At 63.3% G+C, this 24,225-nt stretch carries 24 protein-coding genes; 11 read left to right on the top strand and 13 right to left on the bottom strand.

What is annotated here, in order from left to right; all coding sequences use genetic code 11:
* Positions 1-308: 308 nt before the first annotated feature.
* The 3 genes from GE253_RS11840 to GE253_RS11830 all read left to right on the top strand — a co-directional run bounded on the left by GE253_RS11840 (position 309) and on the right by GE253_RS11830 (position 6,666).
* On the top strand, positions 309-3,356 hold the full coding sequence (locus tag GE253_RS11840; RefSeq protein WP_211101428.1) for a TonB-dependent receptor: 3,048 nt from the start codon (positions 309-311) through the stop codon (positions 3,354-3,356).
* Positions 3,357-3,625: 269 nt separating this feature from the next.
* Complete coding sequence (locus tag GE253_RS11835) at positions 3,626-5,164, top strand: tryptophan halogenase family protein (protein WP_153204316.1); 1,539 nt, start codon at positions 3,626-3,628, stop codon at positions 5,162-5,164.
* Entirely contained in the window at positions 5,161-6,666 is a 1,506-nt protein-coding gene (locus tag GE253_RS11830) for a tryptophan halogenase family protein (protein WP_153204315.1), read from the top strand. The genes GE253_RS11835 and GE253_RS11830 overlap by 4 nt, the downstream gene beginning before the upstream one ends.
* Before the next feature lie 183 nt (positions 6,667-6,849).
* Here the strand turns inward: GE253_RS11830 and GE253_RS11825 are convergent, their stop codons facing one another.
* Positions 6,850-7,890 carry a LacI family DNA-binding transcriptional regulator gene (locus tag GE253_RS11825; RefSeq protein ID WP_247878607.1) on the bottom strand — a complete coding sequence of 347 codons (1,041 nt, stop codon included), beginning with the start codon at positions 7,888-7,890 and terminating at the stop codon, positions 6,850-6,852.
* Between the two features lie 246 nt (positions 7,891-8,136).
* Here GE253_RS11825 and GE253_RS11820 point away from each other — a divergent pair, with 246 nt between their 5' ends.
* Positions 8,137-8,775, top strand: coding sequence for a CatA-like O-acetyltransferase (locus GE253_RS11820; protein WP_153204314.1), 639 nt, complete (start codon positions 8,137-8,139; stop codon positions 8,773-8,775).
* Between the two features lie 23 nt (positions 8,776-8,798).
* Complete coding sequence (locus GE253_RS11815) at positions 8,799-9,965, top strand: cystathionine gamma-synthase (RefSeq protein WP_153204313.1); 1,167 nt, start codon at positions 8,799-8,801, stop codon at positions 9,963-9,965.
* 121 nt (positions 9,966-10,086) lie between these two features.
* Here GE253_RS11815 and GE253_RS11810 read toward each other — a convergent pair whose 3' ends face one another.
* The 5 genes from GE253_RS11810 to GE253_RS11785 all read right to left on the bottom strand — a co-directional run bounded on the left by GE253_RS11810 (position 10,087) and on the right by GE253_RS11785 (position 13,643).
* The gene (locus tag GE253_RS11810) at positions 10,087-10,383 is read right to left on the bottom strand and encodes a hypothetical protein (RefSeq protein WP_153204312.1); all 297 of its coding nucleotides are present in this window, start codon (positions 10,381-10,383) and stop codon (positions 10,087-10,089) included.
* 297 nt (positions 10,384-10,680) lie between these two features.
* A complete protein-coding gene (gene moaC, locus GE253_RS11800) occupies positions 10,681-11,166 on the bottom strand; it encodes a cyclic pyranopterin monophosphate synthase MoaC (RefSeq protein ID WP_153204310.1) in 486 nt (161 codons plus the stop codon).
* Between the two features lie 3 nt (positions 11,167-11,169).
* Entirely contained in the window at positions 11,170-11,988 is an 819-nt protein-coding gene (trpC, locus tag GE253_RS11795; RefSeq protein WP_153204309.1) for an indole-3-glycerol phosphate synthase TrpC, read from the bottom strand.
* Entirely contained in the window at positions 11,988-13,025 is a 1,038-nt protein-coding gene (gene trpD / locus GE253_RS11790; protein WP_211101427.1) for an anthranilate phosphoribosyltransferase, read from the bottom strand. The genes trpC and trpD overlap by 1 nt, the downstream gene beginning before the upstream one ends.
* A 12-nt stretch (positions 13,026-13,037) precedes the next feature.
* A complete protein-coding gene (locus GE253_RS11785) occupies positions 13,038-13,643 on the bottom strand; it encodes an aminodeoxychorismate/anthranilate synthase component II (protein WP_153204308.1) in 606 nt (201 codons plus the stop codon).
* A 207-nt stretch (positions 13,644-13,850) separates the two neighbouring features.
* Between GE253_RS11785 and GE253_RS11780 the strand changes: the two genes are divergently transcribed.
* From GE253_RS11780 to yihA, 6 genes are all read left to right on the top strand, one after another.
* Positions 13,851-15,101, top strand: coding sequence for a divergent polysaccharide deacetylase family protein (locus tag GE253_RS11780; protein ID WP_173012605.1), 1,251 nt, complete (start codon positions 13,851-13,853; stop codon positions 15,099-15,101).
* Between the two features lie 146 nt (positions 15,102-15,247).
* A complete protein-coding gene (gene rpmH, locus GE253_RS26230; protein ID WP_089287361.1) occupies positions 15,248-15,382 on the top strand; it encodes a 50S ribosomal protein L34 in 135 nt (44 codons plus the stop codon).
* A 14-nt stretch (positions 15,383-15,396) separates the two neighbouring features.
* Positions 15,397-15,837, top strand: coding sequence for a ribonuclease P protein component (rnpA, locus tag GE253_RS11770; protein WP_153204306.1), 441 nt, complete (start codon positions 15,397-15,399; stop codon positions 15,835-15,837).
* On the top strand, positions 15,834-16,124 hold the full coding sequence (yidD, locus tag GE253_RS11765; protein ID WP_153204305.1) for a membrane protein insertion efficiency factor YidD: 291 nt from the start codon (positions 15,834-15,836) through the stop codon (positions 16,122-16,124). Before rnpA ends, yidD begins: the two co-directional genes overlap by 4 nt.
* Before the next feature lie 82 nt (positions 16,125-16,206).
* On the top strand, positions 16,207-17,937 hold the full coding sequence (gene yidC / locus GE253_RS11760; protein ID WP_153204304.1) for a membrane protein insertase YidC: 1,731 nt from the start codon (positions 16,207-16,209) through the stop codon (positions 17,935-17,937).
* A gap of 226 nt (positions 17,938-18,163) precedes the next feature.
* Entirely contained in the window at positions 18,164-18,841 is a 678-nt protein-coding gene (gene yihA, locus GE253_RS11755; RefSeq protein ID WP_089287365.1) for a ribosome biogenesis GTP-binding protein YihA/YsxC, read from the top strand.
* A 39-nt stretch (positions 18,842-18,880) separates the two neighbouring features.
* Here yihA and GE253_RS11750 read toward each other — a convergent pair whose 3' ends face one another.
* From GE253_RS11750 to cyoE, 7 genes are read right to left on the bottom strand one after another with little or no spacing between them, the layout of a single operon-like run.
* Positions 18,881-20,356 carry a carboxypeptidase M32 gene (locus tag GE253_RS11750; protein ID WP_153204303.1) on the bottom strand — a complete coding sequence of 492 codons (1,476 nt, stop codon included), beginning with the start codon at positions 20,354-20,356 and terminating at the stop codon, positions 18,881-18,883.
* Positions 20,353-21,087, bottom strand: a complete 735-nt coding sequence (locus tag GE253_RS11745; protein ID WP_153204302.1) for an SURF1 family protein — start codon at positions 21,085-21,087, stop codon at positions 20,353-20,355. Before GE253_RS11745 ends, GE253_RS11750 begins: the two co-directional genes overlap by 4 nt.
* A 27-nt stretch (positions 21,088-21,114) precedes the next feature.
* A complete protein-coding gene (locus tag GE253_RS11740) occupies positions 21,115-21,486 on the bottom strand; it encodes a DUF983 domain-containing protein (protein ID WP_247878606.1) in 372 nt (123 codons plus the stop codon).
* 13 nt (positions 21,487-21,499) lie between these two features.
* Complete coding sequence (locus GE253_RS11735; protein WP_153204301.1) at positions 21,500-22,372, bottom strand: cytochrome c oxidase subunit 3; 873 nt, start codon at positions 22,370-22,372, stop codon at positions 21,500-21,502.
* A 57-nt stretch (positions 22,373-22,429) separates the two neighbouring features.
* A complete protein-coding gene (locus tag GE253_RS11730; RefSeq protein ID WP_153204300.1) occupies positions 22,430-23,080 on the bottom strand; it encodes a cytochrome c oxidase assembly protein in 651 nt (216 codons plus the stop codon).
* Entirely contained in the window at positions 23,077-23,253 is a 177-nt protein-coding gene (locus GE253_RS11725; RefSeq protein ID WP_211101433.1) for a hypothetical protein, read from the bottom strand. Before GE253_RS11725 ends, GE253_RS11730 begins: the two co-directional genes overlap by 4 nt.
* A 14-nt stretch (positions 23,254-23,267) precedes the next feature.
* A complete protein-coding gene (gene cyoE / locus GE253_RS11720) occupies positions 23,268-24,176 on the bottom strand; it encodes a heme o synthase (protein WP_153204298.1) in 909 nt (302 codons plus the stop codon).
* Between the last annotated feature and the right edge of the window lie 49 nt (positions 24,177-24,225).

Here is a 24,225-nt window from a genome sequence, read left to right as displayed (position 1 = left end):
TTCCATTCCCGGTTTGTCCTGTTGGCAAAATCCCACATCCTGCTTTTCCTTATGACAACGATGACATAAAGCCCTTGACACTTTATGGGCGCGCCGTAATCTCTGCCTCACAAAGCGTAAAGCGTGCGGTTGAACAAGCGCGCCGTTCTGGGTGGGAAAAGGCTGATCTCAAGGATCATCAGGGATTGATATCGGATGCCATGGGCTGGGGATGCCCGGGCGTCGCCCCCTTCCTGCGCGTTCGGTGCCTGTCATGACCGCCAGCAAACCGAGGATGATGGGAGGGATTGATGAGGGGCGGATATTCATTGCTGAGCCGCACTGCGGCCGTGGCCCTGCTGGCGGGCGTTTCCCCGCTGGCGCTGGGCGGTACCGCCATGGCCCAGCAGGCCGGCGCGCAGCAGGATGTTCTGGACGAGATCATCGTCACCGGCGTGCGCGCGTCGCAGCAGCGCTCGGTGGACATGAAGCGCAGTGAGACATCCATCGTTGATGCGATCAGCGCGGAAGATATCGGCAAGCTGCCCGACGTGACCATTGCCGACGCGCTGCAGCGCGTGCCCGGCATTCAGATCCGGCGTGAGGCGGGCGAAGGCAGCACGGTGAATGTGCGCGGCCTGCCGCAGGTCATCACCATGCTGAACGGTGAACAGTACCTGTCCGCCGGCAATCTGGGGGAGGCCAAGCCGAACCTGAGCGATGTGCCGGCCCAGTTGATGAATGCGGTGGTGGTCTATAAGTCCACCGACACACGCAATGCCCTGTCGGGCATTTCTGGCACCATCGATCTGCGCACCCGCCGCCCGTCGGACATGCCGGAAGGTATCTCGCTGACCGGTGCGCTGGAAGGCCAGCGCGGCACGGATACCAAGGGCAAGGATTATCTGGCCAATGGCCTGGTTTCCTGGCGTGGGGATCGCATCGGCGCCCTGGTCTCTGCCGCTGGCAGCAAGGCCAATCTGGGCAATAACTATTCCGGCGTTGCCGGCGGCCTGTCCGGCAATAATGATTGGGGCGGCAAGGCCCCCACCGATTTCATCTCCCCGCACGGGTTTGAAAGCTTCCATCGGGAGGCGGAGCGCAAGCGTCTGGCCGTTTCCGGCGCTTTTGAGGCTGATCTGGGTGAAGGCTTCACCTTCATCGCCGAGGCGTTTTACACCAAGATGGACGAGTATAACCGCTCGGCCGGCCTCAATATCTCCAACCGCTGGTCCGGTGATGCCTATGGTATCTGGACCAAGCCGACCGTCAGCACGCCCGTTGGTGTCGGTAAATGGGTGGCGGTCGATGAATATGACATTGACGCCTGGTGGGTGAATTCCTTCTCCGTCAACCGCGTGAACACGTCTGAATCGAAGAATTACAACGCGGAACTGAATTACGATAATGGCGGGCCGTTCAAGTTTGAATTCCGGGCCATGCGCGCGGATGCCGACCGTCTGTCCATGAATGGACAGGCGCAGGGTGACCTGTCCAACTGGCGCTATGCCGATGGCCGCTTCAACCTGTTCCGTGATGCCAATGACCGCACGCGCGGCACCTTCTATCCGAAGGAAATCGCCGACCGCTTCCCCTCCTCGCGCTACACCAACAATATCGTCGGCAGCCTGGGTGGCCGCTATGTCGACCCCAACCCGCTGGGGTATGGCCAGAACCCGCAGCTTCATTACAATATTTCCGGTGGCCATCCGGTATGGACTGGTTTTGACAAGCAGATTTCCGGCGGCCTGGGGGCTGGCAAGACCCTGACCGACTATATGGCCAACAAGGACAGCTACGCCATCGGCGCCTTCTCCTCTGAAGGCAATAACGAGGCATCCAGCGACCTGTCGGTCTATCGCGCCGATGGCCATTATGATTTTGAGGAACCGTTGCTGGGCTTCCTCAACAAGGTGGATGTTGGCATTCGTCGCAGCGACCGTTCGGTCAGCATCGAGCAGTTCCACCTCTTCTCCAATTTCTACAAGGGCCAGGGCGTCAATATGGCGGGCCAGCCTAACACCAGCGGTTGTTCGGCCCAGTGGAAGGCCATCGACGTGGTGATGAACCAGAACCAGTGCCAGGCGGGTGAGTTCGTGCCCGATCCGGTGACGGGCAAGCCGGTCTTCCAGGGCTATACGGTCAATGCGCCGACGCGGCTGGATACCTATAATAATGTCATCTGGGTGAAGGACATGGGCTCCATCACCTCCGGCATTCCAGGGTTCTGGGCCATCGATCCGCGTGATTTCGACGATCCGGAGGCTTTCCACAAGAAGGTGTTCGGCGGTGCTGATCGGGTGATTGTGCCCGGCCAGTCCTATGATGTCGATATGTGGGAGGATAGCGGTTACGTTAACACCCACTTCGCCTATGGTCCGCTGTCCGGTACCGCCGGCCTGAAGATCATCCGCACGGAATTGCAGGTGCGCCAGAACATTACCGGTGAGACCAAGAATTATGGCGACACCAATAATGATGTCGGCGATGTCACCAGCCGCCGCAGCTATTACGATTATCTGCCGGCGGTGAACGCCGCCTATGATGTCGATGATAATCTGCGGCTGCGCTTCAGCTATTCCAAGACCATGCAGCCGCTGGACCTGCTGCGCTATGGCGGCGCGCTGAAGATCAATACGGCGGATGATCCGAAGCTGGGCATTCGTGTGGTCACCAGTGCTGAATCGGCGGGCAATCCCGAGCTTGATCCCTGGCGGTCGAACAATTGGGATGCGGCGGTGGAATATTATATTGGCCGGGCCAGTATGCTGAACCTGTCGGCCTTCCGCCTGAATATCGACAGCTATGTCGTTACCCGCACCACCAATGACGGGCGTTATCCCGACCAGGATGGGGTGATCCGCAATACCGTGCCCGTTACCCGACCGCAGCAGGGCGAGGGCGGCAAGGTGGAAGGGATCGAAGTGGGGGCCAAGCTCTCCTTCAAGGATTTCCTGGACGAGGGCAGCTTCTTCTCCAATTTCGGCCTGGATACGAACTATACCTACTCGCCCAGCGAACAGACCTTGCCGACGGGTGTGAAAGTACCGTTCGACGACAATTCCAAGCATCAGGTCAATGTCGTCGCCTGGTATCAGGATGATAATCTGCAGGCCCGTATCGCCTATAATTACCGCAGCAAGCGGTTGCAGAATGTCTTCACTAACCTGTTCCCGGTCTATCAGCAATCCTCGCAATATGTTGATATGAACGTCAGCTACGCCATCAACGAAAACATCACCGTCTATGCCAACGGGTCCAATGTCCTGGGTGAGCGGGAGGATTACGTGGTGGAGTTCGCCAAAGGCATCACCCAATATGCTTGGCAGAACGAGTATGAGCCCCGCTACACGCTGGGTGTTCGCTTCAAGTGGTGATTGGGTAAGCACCACCGGCGCCCCCCGACCTTGATGGGTCGGGGGGCGTTGTTCTGCTGATGAAGTGTCGGTCTGGCGAGTTTTTCTGCATCACCGTCACCCCGGCGAAGGCCGGGGTCCAGTATCGTAGAGAAAAGCGCCTGTGGCCCCTGGACCCCGGCCTTCGCCGGGGTGACGGAGTGAAGAGCGTAATTAATTGATAATAAATAGTAATTTTTCATGAAAACATTAAGGGCGGCAAACGCCTGTCAGGCCAAACGGGGGGAGGAATGGGGGAGCGCATCCGCGATCTGGTGATTGTCGGCGGGGGGACTGCCGGCTGGATGGTGGCCGCCGCCATGGCGGACCATTTCCGCGGGTCCGGCCCCCGCATCACCCTGGTGGAAAGCAGTACCATCGGCACCATCGGGGTGGGGGAGGCGACGATCCCCACCATCCGCCGCTTTTACCAATCTTTGGGCCTGCGCGATCTGGATGTGCTGAAGGCCACGCATGGCACGGTGAAACTGGGCATCCGTTTTGATGGCTGGACCGGCGATGGTGGCGGCTTCATCCATCCGTTCGGGCTGCACGGCCAGGATCTGCGCGGCATCCCCTTCCATCATTACTGGCTGCGCGCCCGTGCTGCCGGGCTGGGCGGCGCGTTCGGGGATTATTCGCTGGCCGTGGCCCTGGCCCAGGCGGGGCGCTTCACCCTGCCCTCGGCCAATCCGCCCTCTACCCTGTCCGTCTTTGACTGGGCGCTGCATTTCGATGCCGGGCTGTTTGCCGGGCTGATGCGACAGGTGGCCGAACAGCGCGGCGTGCGCCGCATCGATGCCCGCATCGAACAGGTGCAGCAGCGCGGGGAGGATGGCCATATCACCGGCCTGCTGCTGGATGACGGGCGGGTGGTGACGGGCGACCTGTTTGTTGATTGCTCCGGTTTTCAGGGGCTGTTGATCGAAGGGGCGATGCGGGCGGGCTATCAGGATTGGGGGCAATGGCTGCTCTGTGACCGGGCCCTGGCGGCACAAGGTCCGGCCCTGTCCCCGCCACCGCCCTTCACGCGGGTGACGGCGCAACAGGCCGGCTGGCGCTGGACCATTCCGTTGCAGCACCGCACCGGCCATGGCTATGTCTATTCCAGCCGCCATATCGATGATGCGGCGGCAGAGGCGGAATTGCTGGCCGCCATCGGCGGCAAGCCCACCGTCGGCCCGCGCCGTATCGCCTTTACCCCCGGTCGCCGCACCCAGGCCTGGAAGGGCAATTGCGTTTCCATCGGCCTGTCATCGGGCTTTCTGGAACCGCTGGAATCCACCTCCATCGCCCTGATCGAAACCGGCATTGAAAAGCTGAAACAGCTTTTCCCCGACCGCGATATGGACCCGACGCTGGCGACGGAATTCAACGACTGGTCCCAGCGGGAGATGGAGCGGGTGCGCGATTTCATCATCCTGCATTACTGGCTGAACCGGCGGGGGGAGGCGTTCTGGCAGGATTGCCGCGCCGTGGACCTGCCGGACAGTCTGGCCCACAAGGTCGACCTGTTCCGCCGTCGGGGCCATCTGGTGCGCTATCGCTGGGAAATGTTCCACCCGGATAGCTGGCTGGCCATCTTCGCCGGTTTCGGCTTCCTGCCGGAGCGGTTCGATCCGGCGCTGGAGGGCATGGATGCGGCCAGCCTGGACCGGGCGCTGGCCGGAATGCGGCAGGCCATTGCCACGGCGGTGACGGATTGCCCGAGCCATGAAGAATTCATTGACCACTATGCGCGGGTGGCCGCCCCCGCCTTATCCGCCACCACAGCAGGAAACGCCCGATGAAACCGTTGCGCAGGATCGTCATTGCCGGTGGTGGCACGGCCGGTTGGATCACTGCCGCCATGCTGTCGCACCTGCTGAAGGGCAGTACCACGGCGGTGGAACTGGTGGAATCCGAGGAGATCGGCACCATCGGGGTCGGTGAAAGCACCATCCCGCCCTTCATCACCCTGCTGCGCAACCTGGGCATTGATGAGCAGGACTTCATCCGCCAGACCAGTGCCAGTTTCAAGCTGGGCATCCGGTTCCGCGATTGGTACCGGCTGGGCAGCGGCTATTTCCACCCGTTCGGGGCCATTGGCGGCCAGATCGATGTGCATGAATTCTATCAATGCTGGCTACGGGCCAAGGCCCATGGCCACCCCTCTGCCCTGATGGATTTCGCACCGGCCGCCATCATGGCGGATGAATATCGTTTCATGCTGCCCTTCAAGGCGCAGCGCACCATGGTGGGTGCCGCCTCCTACGCGCTGCATGTGGATGCCAAGCGGGTGGCAACCTATCTGCGCCGCTATGCCGAGGAACGCGGGGCGGTGCGCACCGAAGGCCGGATCGAGCGGGTGCGCACCCGCCCCGATGGCGCGATCGAGGCGCTGTGCCTGCGCGGCGGCCGGGAAGTCACAGGCGATTTCTTCATTGATTGCACCGGCTTCCGCTCCCTGCTGGTCGGGCAGACGCTGGGGGTGGGGCTGATCGACTGGTCGGATCAGCTTCTCTGTGACCGCGCCGTGGCGGTGCAGACGGAAAATACCGGCGACACCCATCCGTTTACGTTGTCGGAGGCGCTGGGCCATGGCTGGCGCTGGCGCATCCCGCTGCAGCATCGGGCCGGCAATGGCTATGTCTATTCCAGCCGCTTCCTGTCCGATGATGAGGCGGTGGCGACCCTGCGCAGCAAGTTGCAAGGCCGGCTGTTGACCGAGCCGGCCATCATCCCCTTCAAGACCGGGATGCGGGCGCGGATGTGGGAAAAGAATTGTCTGGCCCTGGGGCTGGCGGCGGGTTTCATCGAACCGCTGGAATCCACCGCCATCCATCTGGTTTATCGGGCGGTGGATCATCTGGCCCGCTTCTTCCCCGATCAGGATTGCGATCCGGCCCTGGCGGCCGAATTCAACCGCCGCATGGGGGCGGAATATGAGGAGGTGAAGGATTTCATCGTCCTGCATTATTGCCTGAGCCAGCGCGACGACACGCCCTTCTGGCAGGCCTGCCGCCAGGCCCCGGTGCCGGCCTCCCTGCGCGCCCGGCTGGACCTGTTCCGGGCCAGCGGCGTGCTGCGCGAAGGGCTGGAGGAGCTGTTCCGCGCCGTGTCCTGGCAGTCCGTTTATGAGGGGATGGGCGTGCGGCCGGCCCGTTATCAGGGGCTGGTGGAGACGCTACCCTTGTCGGTCATTACCGAAACGCTGGACCGTTCCGCCCCACTGTTGCGGGCGCAGGTGCAGGGCCTGCCCAGCCATGATGAATTCCTGCGCACCCATTGCGCAGCGGAACGGGATTTTTAAGGGGGCGGGAGGGCGATTGTAGGGTTTATCGCTATTGTCTGTCTGACTGGCATACATCCTTCCACCGTCATTCCCGCGAAGGCGGGAATCCATACGACTGCGCGGATTTTGGATTCCCGCCTTCGCGGGAATGACGGATAAGGGGGGCGGGAATGCCGTTGAAATTCCTCCTGAATTGCCCCCTCACCGCCGCGAGGGCGGGGCGGTGGAGCGGCGGATCACCACATTGTGCGGCAAGACCCGGTGGGGTATCGGCTTCGGCCCATCGGGCTGGCGGCGGTGGGCCAGCATGGCGATCAACAGTTCGGCTGCCGCGTCCGCCATATCCTGAATCGGCTGGCGCACCGTGGTCAGCGGCGGCCAGACCATTTCCGACAATTGGATATCGTCGAAACCGACGACGGACAGGTCTGTCGGCAGCGACAGGCCCCGGTCATGCGCCACCGACAGCACGCCGGCCGCCATTTCATCATTGCTGGCGAAGATAGCGGTGGGCGGGTTTTTCAGCGTCAGCAACCGCCGCGCCGGGGCCAGCGATGACCGATAGGTGAAGCCGCCCTGTTCTACGACCTCCTCATCCGGCTCCAGCCCATATTCACGCAGGGCATCGCAATAGCCGCCATAGCGCAGATCGGTGCCGGCATGGTTGGGCAGCCCCTTGATGAAGCCGATGCGGCGATGGCCGAAGGCCAGCAGATGCAGCGTGATATCCGCCGCTGCCGCCCGCTCATCAATGCGGACAGAGGCGCTGTCCGCCCGTTCCACCGAAGGGGTGATGCGGACATGGGGGATGTCCGCCTCTGCCAACATTTGCAGCACATCATCATTATCGGTGACCGGGGCGGTCAGCACCACGCCATCCAGGCTCAACTGATGCACCAGATTATGCACCCGTTCAGCAACATCGGCGGCGCTGTAATCAATTTCCTCGATCAGCAGATGGTAACCTTCCGCCCGGCAATGGCGCAGCAGGCCGATCTGGATTTCGCCCGTATAAGGCCCACCCGGATCGCCATAAATATGGGCGATCAGATAGGAACGGTCCCCCTTCAGGCTTTGGGCCGAGCGGTTGGGCTGGAACTTCAGTTCCGCCATCGCCTTCATCACCCGCTCGCGCGTTTCCGCGCTGACATAGCGTTCATTGTTCATGACGCGGGAGACGGTCTTGATGGAGGCGCCGGCAACGCGGGCCACATCAATGATTGTCGGCTTACGCTCGACCAATTTTCCCACCCGTTGGCTTATTCTTTGCCTATGCGTCTCACGCGCGGCAGGGCTTGGCAAGAAAATGATAACGTTGTCATATCTATTGTCAGCGTTTTTCTGCTGCCGGTCCCCCGCTTGACCTGTCCCCCCCGCCAAGGTTATCCAGAACCTGCTCTGGCGGAGCTGAACCGGGGGTGGTCGTGTGCCGCCGGGACAACTAAGTGCTCCGAAACGGGTCGGGAACCCGGTTGAAGGAAGCACCAGATGACAGACCGCAGCCGCCAGATTGCCCTGTTCGACCGCTATGACCAGCCCGCCGTGAACATCACGGCAGAGGCTGAATGCGCCGATTACACCGTTGCCGCCAAGCAAGCCGGCATCCCGCCCTTTGCCCTGATGCTGCACGCCATTGGCCGCGCCAGCCTGGAGATTGAGAATTTCCGGCTGCGCCTGCTGGATGGCGTGCTGAGCCGGGTGGAGGCGCTGACACTTGGCTATACCGTGCTGGGGCCGGGGGATAATCTCAATTTCTCCAGTGTCGCCTATCAGGCGGACCGTGATGGTTTTGTGCAGGATTATCTGGCCGACCGCGCGCTGGCGCGCACGGCAACGGAACTGCGCCTGCTGCCGATGACGCACCGGGATTATCTGTTCGCCACCTGTATGCCCTGGCTGCGCTTTACCGCCATCCAGCACCCGATGGCGCGCTTTGGTGATTGCTCCATCCCCAATATCGCCGTGGGCCGGTTTGACCGGACAGGGGGTCGGCTGCGTTTCCCCCTGGCGGTGCAGGCCCATCACGGCTTGGTGGATGGCATCCATATCCACCGCTTCATCACCCGGGTTCAGGACATCCTGGGGGAAATGGCGGACAATCCGGGGCTCCTGACCCCGCGCGCATAATAACCATAAAGGGAGTTCAGCCGATGACCGACCGTACCAACCGCCAGGGCTTTGCCACCCGGGCCATTCATGCGGGGCAGGCGCCGGACCCGACGACGGGCGCCATCATGGTACCGATCTACGCCACCAGCACCTTTGTGCAGCAAAGCCCCGGCGTGCATAAGGGCTATGAATATGCCCGCAGCCAGAACCCTACCCGCATGGCGTACGAGACTTGCCTGGCCGATCTGGAATCGGGCCATCGCGGCTATGCCTTCGCGTCCGGGCTGGCGGCAGAGGCGACGGTGCTGGAACTGCTGGATGCCGGCAGTCATGTCATCACCTCTGACGATCTTTATGGCGGAACCTACCGGCTGTTGAACCGGGTGCGCGGGCGCACAGCCAACCTGTCCGTTACCGCCGTCGATCTGGCCGATCTGGCGGCGGTGGAAGCGGCCATCCGCCCCGACACAAGGATGCTGTGGGTGGAGACCCCCACCAACCCCTTGTTGAAACTGGCCGATCTGGAGGCGCTGGCGACGCTGGCCCACCGGCACGGGCTGATCACCGTGGCCGATAACACTTTTGCCAGCCCCTGGATTCAGCGACCGCTGGAATTGGGCTTCGACATCGTGCTGCATTCGGCCACCAAATATCTCAACGGCCATTCAGACATGGTGGGCGGCATTGCCGTGGTGCGCGATGCCGGCGATCTGGCCGACCGGCTGGGTTTTTTGCAGAATGCCGTGGGGGCCATCCAGGGGCCGTTTGACAGTTTCCTGGTGATGCGCAGCCTGAAAACCCTGTCCTTACGCATGGAACGCCACAGCCAGAACGCCCTGGCCGTGGCGCAGTGGCTGGAAAAGCATCCTTCGGTGGCACGGGTGCGCTATCCTTACCTGCCCTCCCACCCGCAATATGAACTGGCCCGCCGGCAGATGCGGACCGGTGGCGGCATGGTGACCATTCATCTGAAAGGCGGGCTGGATGCCGCCCGCCAGATGCTGGAACGCACCCAACTGTTCAGTTTGGCGGAAAGCCTGGGCGGGGTGGAAAGCCTGATCGAACATCCCGCCATCATGACCCATGCCAGCGTGCCAGCCGACCAGCGGGCCGCCCTGGGCATCGATGATGGGCTGGTGCGCCTGTCGGTTGGGGTGGAAGATATCGCCGACCTGATCGCCGATCTGGAGCAGGCGCTGGGGGAATAATGGGCGCGTCCTGCGTTTTGCCTGCCGGACAATAAAAAAAGGCACCCGGTTTTAAGGCCGGGTGCCAGTTGTTCAGCAATCCATACACATACCGCCTACATGGCGACTTGCCATACCAAGTTCAGGGTCGGACTTCCCAAGCGAACTCAACATGGCAAGGGCTGTTCGGCATGGCGGCGATGGGGTTCATCTGCAGCCATGTCCAGAATTCCTTGAACGCCAGTTGCGGACGGGCCTGGGCATAGGCACCCAGCTTCGCGGCAACCCGATCCGTCAGCGTACGCGTCACCTGCTCGTAAGCGACTTCCGGCACGCCATGCGCGACCTGGATTTCACCGGTACGAGGGTCAGCCACCCGGAAGGAATGGGCGCCGTCCTGAAACGCGTATGCAACTTTGATCGGTTCGTCGTGATACATGCCTTGATACATCCTGTCCGCTCCCCACTGGAGAACGCACGAAACGTATCAAACCCGATCTATTCGGGAAAGGAAAAATCCATTGCACGATACGCAGTGCAGCAATCCGTCATGGCATATGGGGGAGGCACCAGTTCGACCGACAGGAAATGAAGTGGATGCCGGCAGCCTTGTCGGGTTGTTCCTGGCGGAACAGCTGGATGATTGGCGGGTGCCCGATCGGTACGGGCCGGAAACCAACCTTCACGCCGAAGGCCACGGCCATCTTCCCCCCCATAAGAGGGGTGGCCCATGGGATCACCCAAGCGGCCCCCGATAGACCCCGCTCTTGCCGCCTTCCTTATAGGCGAGCTGGATGGCACCGATCACCATGCCCTTATCCACCGCCTTGCACATGTCATAGATGGTCAGTGCGGCGATGGACACCGCCGTCAGCGCCTCCATCTCCACGCCCGTGCGGCCTTTCAGCTTCACGGTGGCGCTGATGTCCACCTTCGATCCCGCCTCATCCAGGGTGAAATCCACCGACACCTTGGACAAGGCCAGCGGGTGGCAAAGCGGGATCAGGTCGGCGGTTTTCTTGGCGGCCATGATGCCGGCCAACCGCGCCACGCCCAGCACATCACCCTTTTCCATGCCGCCCGCCCGGATCAAGGCCAGGGTTTCCGGCCGCATGGCGATATGGCCGCGCGCGGTGGCGATGCGCACCGTCTCCTCCTTCGCGGAGACATCCACCATGGCGGCGTTGCCGGCCTCATCAAAATGGGTCAGGCGGCCCGTCATGGTTCAGGCCGCCGGTGCGAAGGGGGTGGAAAGCAGGGCGCGGGTGGCGGCCGCCACATCGGGCTTGGCCATCAACGATTCCCCGATCAGGAAGCGACGCGCCCCGGCAGCGGCCAACCGCGACAGGTCTGCCGGGCTGTGGATGCCGCTTTCCGCCACCAGATGCCGGCCAGCCGGCACCATCGCCGCCAGCCGTTCGGTGGTGGCCAGATCGATGGAAAGCGTCTTCAGGTTGCGGTTATTCACCCCCAGCAGACCACCGGGCAGCAGCAAGGCGCGCGCCATCTCCGCCTCGTCATGCACCTCCACCAGCACATCCATGCCGTAGCCGGTGGCGGCATCGTAGAGGTCACGCGCCAGCGCATCATCCAGGCAGGCCATGATCAGCAGGATACAATCGGCCCCCAGCGCCCGGCTTTCGGCGATCTGATAGGGATCGATCATGAAATCCTTGCGCAGGGCCGGCAGGTCCACAGCCGAGCGGGCCGCCTGCAGGAAAGCATCATCGCCCTGGAAATAGGGGATGTCGGTCAGCACCGACAGGCAGGTAGCCCCCGCCTCCTTATACGCCCGCGCCAGGGTCGGCGGGTCGAAATCAGCGCGGATCAGGCCCTTGGAGGGGCTCGCCTTCTTGATCTCCGCGATCAGGGCCCAGCGCCCCTCGGCCACGGTGCGGGAAAGGGCGGCGGCAAAACCGCGCGGTGCCGGCTGGGCGCGGGCGGCTTCCTCCACCAGCGCCAGGGGGCGGGTGGCTTTGGCGCGGGCCACATGCTCGGCCTTGTCGGCACAGATACGGGCCAGAACGTCGGGTGTACTGTTCATTATTCGGTCACCGGAATATGGGTGATGCTGGCCAGACGCTGCAGCGCCATACGGGCCTGCCCGCTGTCAATGGATTCGGCCGCCTTGGCGACGCCCACCTTCAGGTCGGGTGCGGCATCGGCCACCACAAGGGCCGCCGCCGCGTTCAGCAACACAATGTCACGATAGGGGCCCTCGGCCCCGGCCAATACGGCGCGCAGGGAGGCGGCATTTTCCTCCGGCGTGCCGCCGCGCAGATCATCCGCCGTGGCACGGGGCAGGCCCGCCTCCTCTGGCGTGATCTCGAACGTGCGCACCACGCCGTGGCGCAGTTCGGCCACATGGGTGGGGCCGGTGGTGGTGATCTCATCCAGCCCGTCGCTGCCATTCACCACCCAGGCCGTTTGCGAGCCCAGATTATGCAGCACATGGGCCAGCGGCTCGATCCACTGGCGGGCAAACACGCCCAGCAATTGCCGCCTCGCCCCGGCAGGGTTGGACAGCGGCCCCATCAGGTTGAAGATGGTGCGCGTGCCCAGTTCTACCCGTGTCGGCCCGACATTGCGCATGGCCGTATGGTGGCGGGTGGCCAGCAGAAAGCCGATGCCGGCATCAAACAGGGCCCGGCGGACCAGGGCGAAATCGGCATCCAGGTTCACCCCCAGCGCCGACAGCACATCCGCCGCCCCCGATTTCGACGAAATGGCCCGGTTGCCATGCTTGGCCACCGGCACGCCACAGCCGGCAATCACAAAGGCCACGGCGGTGGAGATATTATAGGTATGGGCCCCATCGCCGCCGGTGCCGCAGGTATCAATAATGCCTTCCGGCGCTTCGATGCCGATGGCCTTGGCGCGCATGGCGCGCACGGCCCCGGTAATCTCTGCCACCGTCTCCCCGCGCACACGCAGCGCCATCAGGAAGCCACCCATCTGGGACGGCGTGGCATTGCCGGACATGATGATGGCGAAGGCATGTTCCGCCTCCGCCTCGCTGAGACTGGCACCGGTGGCGACCTTCGCCAGCAGCGCCTTGAAATCGCCCATATCGCCGATCATCGGCCCCCGCCTTCAGGCAACGGTGCGCAGGCGGGGCCCGCGCGTGATGTTGGCCAGTTCCAGGAAATTATCCAGGATCTTGTGACCATTCTCGGACGCGATGCTTTCCGGGTGGAATTGCACGCCATGGATGGGCAGCGTCTTGTGCGACAGCGCCATGATCATCCCATCATCCAGCCATGCCGTGCTTTCCAGACAATCGGGCAGCGTCTCCCTTTCCACGATCAGGGAATGGTAACGTGTGGCCTGGAACGGGCTGGGCAGCCCCTGCATCAGGGTGCGGCCTTCATGGAACACTGTGCCCATCTTGCCATGCATCGGCTGGGGTGCGCGCACCACCTTGCCGCCAAAGGCCTGACCAATGGCCTGATGCCCCAGGCAGACACCCATCAACGGGATCTTGTGTTCAGCGGCAGCATGGATCAGCGGCAGGCAGATGCCGGCCTTGTCGGGGTCACACGGGCCGGGCGACAGCACAATGGCCTGCGGCTTCAGGTCCAGCGCCTGTTCCAGCGGCAGCGCGTCGTTGCGCCACACCTGCACATCAGCGCCCAATTCGCCCAGGTAATGCACCAGATTCCAGGTGAAACTGTCGTAATTGTCGATGAACAGCAGCATGGCAGAACTCATCAGCCTGATTGACGCGCCCCCTTGGCGCGGGCGCACAGCCTATAGGCAGAAGCGGATCATTTCCAGCCCACGCGGTGTTTTAAGCCACGTTACCGGGCGCTGCCCGCCCTGCGGTCACGGCATTGCGGCAGGTCGCCTTTTGTTCCATTACTGGCGGCACGCCATCCCCACTCTATGGCAATGGACCCTTCACGCATGACCAGCCCCCGCCGCCCCAACGGCCCCCGCATCCGCCCGCCGCGCTTTTCCGCCGGCCCCCGCAAGGGTGGCGGGGGCCGTTCCCGCGTCAAACCAGCCGGTGGATTGCGCGGGTGGTGGACGCGGCTGAGTCAGAGGCGACGGCTGCTTTCCGGTCTCGGATTCGCCCTGGCCCTGGGGGTTGGGCTGTTCCTGCTGCTGCAACCCCATGGCGGCTATCGCCCGGTTTCCGCCGGCCCCGCCCTGACCCCGGCAGAGGAAATGGCCGATGCCGAGGGGGAGGATGAAGGTGCCGAAGCCGTTGACGAAGAAGCGGCGGAGCGGGCCGATGTGCCGCAACTGCCCATCAAGGCCCCGGCCGTTCCAGAAAAGCCAACCCCGCAGGCTGCTACCCCTTTGGCGGCGCCCAAACCGATTGAGGCGCAGCCGGCAGCAACACCGACGCCCGCCCCCACCACCCAGGTAGCCGCCCTGCCCCGCCTGCCCCAGCCTCTGCCGGCCAAGCCATCCCCGCCAGCCGGCACGCCCGCCTGGCAGCATTACGCCCGACCGGCCCCAGCACCTGACGGGCGGCCCCGCATCGTCATCGTCATTGATGATATGGGGCTGGATCGCAAACGCAGTGATAAGGTGGTGGCGCTGGATGGCAATCTGACGCTGGCCTGGCTGCCCTATGCCCGAGATCTTCCCCATCAAACACAACAAGCCCATGCCAGGGGCCATGAACTGATCGTGCATATGCCGATGGAGCCATCGGGCAAGGAAGATCCCGGCCCCGGCGCCCTGCTGACCCGGTTCGGGGAAACGGAGCTGCGCCAGCGGCTGGCCACCAACCTGTCCGCCTTCACCGGCTTTGTCGGCATCAACAACCATATGGGCAGCCGCTTCACCGCCGACCGGGACGACATGGCCATTGTGCTGTCGGAATTGTCGGCGCGCGGCCTGATGTTCCTGGACAGCCGCACCACGCCGGACAGCAAGGCCGCCCCACTGGCCGCCCATTATAATGTACCGATTCTGGCCCGTGACGTGTTCCTGGACCATGTGATGACGCCCGATGCGGTGGCCAAATCGCTGGCCCAGGTGGAGGCCATTGCCCGGCGCAAGGGGGTTGCGATTGCCATCGGCCATCCGCATGATGTCACCATCGGTGCCTTGATGAAGTGGCTGCCGACGCTGGAGGCCAAGGGATTCCAGTTGGTGCCCCTGACAGCCGTGCTGCCGGCCGGTCCGCGCATGAACGGCTGAAGCACCCGCCCGTCCGGCAGCTTTGCCGGACTGGGTTGCGGGGAAGTTGCGGGTTAAATGTGGCGGCGCGATTGACTCCGCGCACCTTCACCACTATACAACGCGCTTCGTTCAAGCCGTCCGTTTTCCAGACCGGAGTAAGTACCGTGAAGCGTCCCTTCCAGCCGAGCAAGATCGTGCGCGCCCGCCGTCATGGCTTCCGTGCCCGCATGGCCACCGTCGCCGGCCGCAACATCATCAACAAGCGCCGCGCCCAGGGCCGCAAGCGCCTGTCCGCCTAAGGATATTTGCTGGCATGGCACCCAAGGCCGGGAAAAAGGTCGGTCGCTTGCAAAAGCGGCCTGAGTTCCTGGCCGTTGCGGGTGCCAAGCGCAAATGGGCGACAGCGGGCCTGATTGTTCAGGCCCGCGCCCATGATGACCGGCAGCATCCTGATCCCGGCCAGCCGGCGATCCGAATCGGTCTTACCGCCAGCAAAAAGGTCGGTGGCGCGGTTGAACGAAACCGCGCCCGTCGTCGTTTGCGGGCAGCATTGGCCGAGGTGCTGGCCCCCCATGCCAAAGCCGGGCACGATTACGTGCTGGTGGCGCGGGGGGAAACCGTGCATCGCCCCTATGGTGCGCTGAAAGATGATCTGGCCCAGGCCCTGAAAAGGCTGAAGCTATGGCGGGAAACGCCGGGGGATGTGCCCCGTGTGCCGCCCCGGTCGAAGCCGGCCAAGGAGCAGTGCGAATGAGCCCGGCAGCTTGGCTGCTCCGGGCTTTTGTGCATTTCTACCGCTGGTTCATCTCGCCCCTGCTGGGTCCGCGCTGTCGTTTTCAGCCCACCTGTTCGGCCTATGCGCTGGAAGCGCTGGCCCGCCATGGCGCCATCAAAGGCGGTTGGCTGGCCCTGCGGCGCATCGCCCGTTGCCATCCCTGGGGGGATTCGGGTTATGACCCGGTACCCCCCGTGGGCAGCAGGGCGTCCCCACCGGGGCGTCAGGCGCACAGGTCGGGCGGGAATTGTTGCGGCGGGCATTGATTGCCCGCCCATTTCATGTGAGGAACCTGGGGCCCCGGCCCCATCCGATTTTGCCCTTTGGCGGAACCTGGAACACGCACCCATGACGGATCAGAAGAACCTTATCCTGACCATCGTGATTTCGATCGCGATCCTGTTCGGGTTCCATTTCTTCTATGAGCGGCCGCGACAGTTGGCCGCTCAGGCGGAATTCCAGCGCCAGCAGGCGCTGCAGGCCGATACCACGCCGCAGCCGGCCGCCACCACGCCGGGCGCCCTGCCGGGTGCTGCCGCTGATGCCAGCACGGCGCGCGACCGCGCCGCCGTGCTGGCCGACAATGGCCGTATCGCCCTGTCCACGCCCAGCCTGCATGGCTCCATCAGCCTGCGCGGCGGTCGGATCGATGATCTGACCCTGGCCAAGTACAAGACCACCACCGACAAGAACAGCCCGGAAGTGGTGCTGCTCTCGCCGCTGGGCGCGTCCGACCCCTATTTCGCCGAATTCGGCTGGGTGCCGGCCAGCGGCCAGAACGTCTCCCTGCCCAAGGGTGACAGCGTCTGGACCGCCAGCAGCGATAAGCTGGCCCCCGGCCAGCCGGTGACGCTGAGCTTCGATAATGGCCAGGGACTGGTGTTTGAACGCACCATCGCGGTTGACGAGAACTATATGTTCACCGTCACCGAGCGGGTGCGCAACCAGACCGGTGAACCGGTCAGCCTCTACCCCTATGGTTTCGTGCAGCGCCGTGGCACCCCGCATGAATCGGGCATGTATATCCTGCATGAAGGCCCGCTGGGCGTGCTGAACGGCACGCTGAAGGAATTCAAGTACAAGAACCTGAAGGAAGACGGCAAGACCGAGACCCTGTCGTCGACCGGCGGCTGGATCGGCATCACCGACAAATATTGGCTGGTCAGCCTGATCCCCGACCAGAAGACGGAGATCGAGGCCCGCGTGCTGCATCAGCGCGTCGGCACCGATCTCTATCAGGTGGATTTCCGCGGCACCCAGGCCCTGACCGTGGCCCCCGGTACCACGGCGGAAACCACCAACCGGCTGTTCGCCGGTGCCAAGGTGGTCAATCTGCTGGACCAGTATAGTGAGAAGCTGGGCATCGCCGATCTGAACTATGCCATTGACTGGGGCTGGTTCTATTTCCTGACCATTCCGTTCTTCCATGCGCTGGATTTCCTGGGCCGTGCCTTCGGCAATTTCGGTCTGGCCATCCTGGCATTCACCGTCGTGCTGCGGCTGGCTTTCTTCCCGATCGCCAACAAGCAGTATCAGGCGTTCGCCAAGATGAAGAAGCTCCAGCCCAAGATGGAGGAGCTGAAGAAGAAGCACGGGGATAACCGCGAAGCCCTGTCCATGGCGATGATGGCGCTGTATCGGGAGGAAAAGGCCAACCCGCTGTCGGGCTGCCTGCCGATCCTGTTGCAGATCCCCGTCTTCTTCGCGCTCTACAAGGTTCTGTATGTCACCATCGAAATGCGCCATGCGCCGTTCTATGGCTGGGTGCATGACCTGTCGGCCCCCGACCCGACGACCCTGTTCAACCTGTTTGGCCTGATCCCGTGGGATCCGCCCAGCATGTTGCATATCGGTGTCTGGCCGCTGCTGATGGGCGTGACCATGTACCTGCAGCAGAAGCTGAACCCGTCCAACCCGGACCCGGTGCAGCAGAAGGTGTTCATGCTGCTGCCCTTCATCTTCACCTATATGATGGCCAGCTTCCCTGCCGGTCTGGTGATCTACTGGACCTGGTCCAACTTGCTGTCGATCCTGCAGCAGTGGTTCATCATGCGTCGGATGGGTGTGAAGGCGAGCTGAAATCGGTGGTGGAGGAGTTTGCCTTTCCTCCACCACCGTCATTCCCGCGGAGGCGGGAATCCAGACAACAGCTTAAACTGGACCGCCCGTCTTAGTTGAAGCGTTTGCTGGATTCCCGCCTTCGCGGGAATGACGGAAAAGAGAGTCTTCCCCGCCCCCGGTCCCGCACCGGGGGTCTTTGTTTTATGAAGTACCGCTGTTCCCCCGCGTGAAGGAGTATTCCCCCATGGCCAAACCGCTGACCATCACCCCCAGCCTGATGGGCGACCTGTCGGAAGCCGAGATCGAGGCAGGCCGCCTGCTGTTCGCCCGGGAATGCGACTTCTTCTGGGGCGCAGAGGCTGCTACCACCTTGCCGGAAGCCGTGTTGCCGGAAATCTGCTTTGCCGGGCGGTCCAATGTCGGCAAGTCGTCACTGGTCAATGCCCTGACCGGCCGCAAGACGCTGGCCCGCACCAGTCAGACACCGGGGCGGACCCAGCAGCTCAATTTCTTCAATCTGGGCAGCCGGCTGGTGCTGGTGGATATGCCGGGTTACGGCTATGCCCAGGTCTCCAAGGAACGGTCGGCCGCCTGGACCGATTTCATCCGCGCCTATCTGCGCGGCCGCGTGACGCTGAAACGCGCCCTGGTGCTGGTGGATGCCCGCCATGGGCTGAAGCCGCACGACGTGGACATGATGAAGATGATGGATGAAACCGCCGTCGGCTATCAGATCGTGCTGACCAAGGCCGACACGCTGAAGACCGGCGGGGTGGAGCGCATCCGCGAACAGGTGGCCGTGGCTCTGAAGAAGCATGGCGCCGCCCATCCGGAGGTGCTGGCAACCTCGTCGGAAACCGGCCTGGGCATCCCGGAACTGCGCGCCTTCCTGACCCGCATGGCCGAACCGGCGGTGGGGTAAAAGCAAGGGGCCGGGCAGGCCCCCTTGCTGTATCAGCGCTCAAAGATAGCGCGCCTCAAGATGTGCCTTGAAAATGCCGGCATCCAGCCGCTTGCCGGTGGCATTCAGCAGTAATTCACCGGGTGAATAGCGGCGCCCCCAGCGGTGCACATTCTCTCCCAGCCAGCCGATCAGGGGGCCAAACTCGGCCCGGCCGATCTGTGCATCCAGATCGGGCAGCGCCTGGCGGGCGGCATCGAACAATTGGGCGGCCATCATCGCCCCCAGCGTATAGGTGGGGAAATAGCCCCACAGCCCGCAGGGCCAATGCACATCCTGCATACAGCCCATCGCATCATCCGGCGGGGTGACGCCCAACAGATCGCGCATTCCCTGGTTCCAGGCCTCCGGCAGATCAGCCAGATCAAGCCCGCCCTCAATCATCGCCTGTTCCAGCCGCCAGCGCAGGATGACATGGGCCGGATAGGTCACCTCATCCGCATCGACCCGGATGAAGCTACGCTCCACACGGCGGAAGCGACGGCGCAGATTATCGGCCGACCAGGCCTCCCCTTCCCGGCCGAAGCTGCGGGCCAGCAGCGGCGCCAGCCAGGCCAGGAAGGCCGGATGCCGCCCCACCTGCATATCAAAGCTCAGGCTCTGGCTTTCATGCACGCCCAGGCCCCCGGCCAGCCCGACCGGCTGGGCAGCCCAGGCCGCCGGGCGGCCCATTTCATAGAGCGCGTGGCCAGCCTCATGCAGGCTGGATTTCAATGCCTTGAAGAAATTATCCTCATCAAAGCGGGTGGTGATGCGCACATCCCCCGTGGCCCCGCCACAGAAGGCGTGCAGCGACTGGTCGATCCGGCCGGTAAAGCCCAGCCGTTCCGCCAGCTCGGTGACCAGCCGGCGCTGAGTCTCAATGGGGAACGGCCCCTCATAGGGCTCCGGGGTCGGTTCGGTCGCCTGCCGCTCCTCCACCCGCGCCAGAAAGCCGGGCAGGAAGGCGGCATACTCATCGAAAACCGGGCCGAAATCCGCCACCCGACTGCCCGGCTCATATTGCCCATGCAGGGCATCATACAGCCCGCAGCCCAGCACCCCGGCATAGGCAACCGCCAACTCCCGCTGGCGGTCCAGCACCACCCGCAGGGAGGGCAGCAGCAGGGCGAAATCCTTCTCCGCCTTGGCGGTGCGCCAGATCATCTCGCAGTGGGAGGCGGCGCGGGCATTGGCCTCCACCAGATCGGCGGGGACAGCGCGTGCCAACAGCACCTCCCGCCGCATCTCCGCCAGATTGGCGCTTTGCCAGCCATCCAGATCGGCATTCTCCGCCGCCGCCAGCCAGTCCGGCAGCTTGTCATCCAGCAAGGCAGCATGGATGACCCCCTCCAGCGCCGCCAATTGCTCTGCCCGCGCCGGGGAGGCGGCGGGCGGCATCATGGTGCGACTGTCCCAGTTCAGGATGCCCAACGCCCCCTGCAGGGCGGAACGGCGGGCGAAATGGGCCTCCAGGGCGCGATAGGCGTCGATCATGCGGTCGGGTCATTCCTGCGGCGAAAACTCGCTGCAAGATAAACCCCGACCAGGGTGAGTGCCAGCCCATACCAGGTGAGCGCATAGGAGAGATGGTCGTTCTTGACCTTCAGGATCGTCCGGCCGCCGATGGGATAACCGCCCGGATTGGGCGTAACATCGGCCTGCAGCACCACAGGGGCCAGGGCCGGCACAGCGGCGAAACGGGCAAGTGCCGACAGGTCGTACCAATACCAGTCATTTTGGGCGGGGTTATTTTCCGGCTGCATCCAGGCGCGCGGCTCCGGCGCGCGCAGAATACCGGTGATGGTTACTTTCCCCGCCAGTTCCCCGGCCGGCCGGCTGGCCTGATCGCGCTTGTCCAGGGGAATCCAGCCGCGATCCACCAGCACCACGCCGCCGCCATCGCTGCGCACCAACGGCGTCAGCACATGCAGGCCGGGCAGCATCCGGCCATCCGGCCCCGGATAAAGCCGGGGGCCGATCAGGGCTTCCTTGTCATGTAGGAAATGGCCGGTGACAAAGGCGCGGCGATAATCCCAGGCGGCGGGATCGGCCACCGTGGCCGGCAAGGCCACCGGATCCGCCGTCATCCCCGCCTCAATCCGCGCCAGCAGATCGGTCTTCCAGTGCAGCCGCTGCACCTGCCATGTGCCCAGCCCCACCAGAATGACAAGCGCCACCAAAGCGGCAAGCGTAGGGATCAGGCGGGGGCGAAACTGGCGCGACATCGGACTTCTTCACAAGGTCGGGGGCGGCTATTCCTCCGCTTCCCCATCAAAGGAATCGCGGCGATAACCATATTGCAGGGCAATGGTGACGCCCTTGGCCGGGCGCAGCATCCCCAATGTAGCACCCATGATCACCGGCACCCAGATCAAGGCGTGCAGCCAGAGCGGCCAATCCACCTTCAAGGAGATGATCAGCGCCGCCGGCACAATGGTGAAGCCCAGAATGAAGATCAGAAAAACCGCCGGGCCGTCACCACTGTCATGGCGGGCCATTTCCAGCCCGCACACTGAACATTGGTCAACGACCCGCATGAAGCCGGTATAGAGACGGCCTTTGCCGCAGCGCGGGCACCGGCAAGCCAGGCCCGCGCGCAACAGGAAAGAGAGTTTCTGGTCCAAGGGACGGCGCCTATCAATGCGCCGCCACCCACTTGCCACCCGCACCCCACCAATAGATGGAAATGAACAGGAACAGCCAGACCACGTCGACGAAATGCCAGTACCAGGCCGCCGCCTCAAAGCCGAAATGGCTCTGCGGGGTGAAATGGCCCTTCTTGGTGCGGAAATAGCAGACCGCCAGGAAGACGGTACCGACGAAGACGTGGAAACCATGGAAGCCGGTGGCCATGAAGAAGGCCGAGGAATAGACATTCTCGCCAAAGCCAAAAGCGGCATGGCTGTATTCATACATCTGGAAGCCGGAGAAGACGATGCCCAGCAGTACGGTAATGCCCAGCGCGCGGGCCGCTTCCGGCATCTTGTTCTCAATGATGGCGTGGTGCGCCCAGGTGACCGTGGTGCCGGACAGCAGCAGGATCACCGTCATCAGGAACGGCAGGTCGAACGGGTTGAACGGCGTGATGCCATGCGGCGGCCAGACACCGCCCGTCGCCTCGACGCGGGAATATTGGATGGCCTCGCCATAGAACAGGCTGGCATCGAAGAAGGCCCAGAAGAAGGCGGCAAAGAACATCACCTCCGAGGCGATGAACAGTGACATGCCATAGCGCAGGCCGATCTTCACCACCGGGCTGTGCGCCTTTTCCACCACCGATTCCTTGATGATGTCGCGCCACCAGCCGAACATGCAGCCCAGCACGGCGGTCAAGCCGGCGGCCAGCAGGTACCAGCCATGGCCATGGAACTGCATGACAGCCCCCACCGCCAGCAAACCGGCGGAAAAGGAGCTGAGCAGCGGCCAGGGGCTGGGATTGACCAGGTGATAGGGCTGGGGAATACCTTCCGTGGGAACGCCCCCAGCAGCATGGGCCTTGATATCAGCCATCTCTCTAATCCCTCGACTCTTGAACTCGGTCGCACATTGATTGATCGTGGGCGCAGGTCATTGTTGCCGGCCCTTCATGGCGCTCTCCGCCCCCGCCCCGGCGGATGGCGTCGCCTCCCCTTGCCGACCAGCATTCCCCTCCCCCGCAGGGGGCAGGGCCGCGCTCTGGTCGGCAGCGCGGAAAAACGTGTAGGACAGGGTGATGGTCTTCACATCATCCAGTTCCGGATCATCGGCAATGGCCGGATCGACGAAGAAATTAACCGGCATCTCCACCGACTGGCCAGCTTCCAGCCGTTGTTCGGTGAAACAGAAGCATTGAATCTTCTGGAAATAGATGCCCGCCTTGTCCGGTGTCACATTATAGGCGGCCGTCCCCGTCACAGCCCGGTTTTCCCGGTTATGCGCATGGTAATGAACGGTCGCCGGTTCGCCCACACGCACCTGGATGGAATGGGTTTCGGGTTTGAAATCCCAGCCGATGGAATTATTCACATCGGCGTTGAAGCGGATTTCCACCACCCGATCCAGCACCCGCTCAGAGGCGCCCTTGGCAACCTGGGTGGTGCCACCAAAACCCGTCACCCGGCAGAACAGGCTGTAAAGCGGGACCGAGGCGAAGGACAGCCCGACCATGCTGGCAACCAGCAGGCCCAGCCCCAATGCCATCCGGGCGTTACGCTGTTGCGGGGTGCGGGGTTGCTTCATGGGAAGCTGCCCCCGCTCATCCGAATCATCGCCACAAAATAAACCAGGACAACGAAACCCAGCAGTGCCGCCAGCGTGGCCAGATTCTTCCCCCGCTGGCGACGATGCACCTCCGTATCGGCACCATGGCGGCGGGCGGGCTTCTGATTCATCTCGATACCATCAATCGTCATTGTCATGCGTCTCCTCATGTTGCCAGATGGTCGCCGATCAGCAGGGCGAACAGCAGGAACAGGTAGAGGATGGAAAAGGCGAACATGCGCTTGGCCGGCTTATGGTCCTGGCTGCGCAGGGTGGCGATGGCACAGGCCACGAACAGCCCCCCCAGCAGCAAGGAGCCCGCCAGATAGGCCAGCCCGCCCATGCCCAGGAAATAGGGCGCAGTGGCCAACGGCAGCAGAATCAGCGTGTAGATCAGCATCTGACGCTTGGTTTCTGCCTCCCCCGCCACCACCGGCAGCATCGGCACACCTGCGTGCTGGTAATCCAGCCGGCGGAAGATGGCCAGTGCCCAGAAATGCGGCGGCGTCCAGAAGAAGATCAGCGCGAACAGCACGATGGAGGCGATGGAGACTTCCCCCGTCGCCGCCGCCCAGCCGATCATCGGCGGGAAGGCCCCGGCCGCACCGCCAATGACGATATTCTGCGGCGTGCGCCGCTTCAGCCACATCGTATAGATGAAGATGTAGAAGGCCGACGCCAGCGCCAGCAGACCCGCCGCCACCCAGTTCAACGCCAGCCCCATCAGGGCGACTGACGCGATGGTCAAAACGATGCCGAAGGCCAAAGCCTCCGACGCCGGCACGCGGCCTTGCGGGATGGGCCGGTTCATCGTGCGGTCCATCAGCGCATCAATATCGCGGTCATACCACATATTGATGGCACCGGCCGCACCCGACGCGATGGCAATGCACAGCACCGCCACCAGGGCCAGCAGCGGATGCAGATGGCCGGGCGCCACCACCATGCCGGCAAAGCCGGAAAACACCACAAGCGACATGACCCGCGGCTTCAGCAGAGCCACATAGTCCCGCACGGAACCCCCGGCGAGCGCCGGGCCGTCCAGTGCCTGATTGTCGATCACGCCATCGGTCATTCAGGGGGTCTCTTCACATCGAACCGGATTGGCAGAGTGCGTATCAAAG

The sequence above is a fragment of the Niveispirillum sp. SYP-B3756 genome, assembly GCF_009495745.1.
GTDB lineage: Bacteria > Pseudomonadota > Alphaproteobacteria > Azospirillales > Azospirillaceae > Niveispirillum.
Note: the sequence above shows the minus strand (reverse complement) of the source record. Positions and strands in the feature narration are given on the sequence as shown.

Bases quoted from the DNA above. Each gene is read 5' to 3' on its own strand.
- GE253_RS11835 (WP_153204316.1), top strand. From the start codon at position 3,626: ATGGGGGAGCGCATCCGCGATCTGGTGATTGTCGGCGGGGGGACTGCC.
- GE253_RS11830 (WP_153204315.1), top strand. From the start codon at position 5,161: ATGAAACCGTTGCGCAGGATCGTCATTGCCGGTGGTGGCACGGCCGGT.
- GE253_RS11820 (WP_153204314.1), top strand. From the start codon at position 8,137: ATGACAGACCGCAGCCGCCAGATTGCCCTGTTCGACCGCTATGACCAG.
- GE253_RS11815 (WP_153204313.1), top strand. From the start codon at position 8,799: ATGACCGACCGTACCAACCGCCAGGGCTTTGCCACCCGGGCCATTCAT.
- GE253_RS11810 (WP_153204312.1), bottom strand. From the start codon at position 10,383: ATGTATCACGACGAACCGATCAAAGTTGCATACGCGTTTCAGGACGGC.
- moaC (WP_153204310.1), bottom strand. From the start codon at position 11,166: ATGACGGGCCGCCTGACCCATTTTGATGAGGCCGGCAACGCCGCCATG.
- trpC (WP_153204309.1), bottom strand. From the start codon at position 11,988: ATGAACAGTACACCCGACGTTCTGGCCCGTATCTGTGCCGACAAGGCC.
- trpD (WP_211101427.1), bottom strand. From the start codon at position 13,025: ATGATCGGCGATATGGGCGATTTCAAGGCGCTGCTGGCGAAGGTCGCC.
- GE253_RS11785 (WP_153204308.1), bottom strand. From the start codon at position 13,643: ATGCTGCTGTTCATCGACAATTACGACAGTTTCACCTGGAATCTGGTG.
- GE253_RS11780 (WP_173012605.1), top strand. From the start codon at position 13,851: ATGACCAGCCCCCGCCGCCCCAACGGCCCCCGCATCCGCCCGCCGCGC.
- rnpA (WP_153204306.1), top strand. From the start codon at position 15,397: ATGGCACCCAAGGCCGGGAAAAAGGTCGGTCGCTTGCAAAAGCGGCCT.
- yidD (WP_153204305.1), top strand. From the start codon at position 15,834: ATGAGCCCGGCAGCTTGGCTGCTCCGGGCTTTTGTGCATTTCTACCGC.
- yidC (WP_153204304.1), top strand. From the start codon at position 16,207: ATGACGGATCAGAAGAACCTTATCCTGACCATCGTGATTTCGATCGCG.
- yihA (WP_089287365.1), top strand. From the start codon at position 18,164: ATGGCCAAACCGCTGACCATCACCCCCAGCCTGATGGGCGACCTGTCG.
- GE253_RS11750 (WP_153204303.1), bottom strand. From the start codon at position 20,356: ATGATCGACGCCTATCGCGCCCTGGAGGCCCATTTCGCCCGCCGTTCC.
- GE253_RS11745 (WP_153204302.1), bottom strand. From the start codon at position 21,087: ATGTCGCGCCAGTTTCGCCCCCGCCTGATCCCTACGCTTGCCGCTTTG.
- GE253_RS11735 (WP_153204301.1), bottom strand. From the start codon at position 22,372: ATGGCTGATATCAAGGCCCATGCTGCTGGGGGCGTTCCCACGGAAGGT.
- GE253_RS11730 (WP_153204300.1), bottom strand. From the start codon at position 23,080: ATGAAGCAACCCCGCACCCCGCAACAGCGTAACGCCCGGATGGCATTG.
- GE253_RS11725 (WP_211101433.1), bottom strand. From the start codon at position 23,253: ATGACGATTGATGGTATCGAGATGAATCAGAAGCCCGCCCGCCGCCAT.
- cyoE (WP_153204298.1), bottom strand. From the start codon at position 24,176: ATGACCGATGGCGTGATCGACAATCAGGCACTGGACGGCCCGGCGCTC.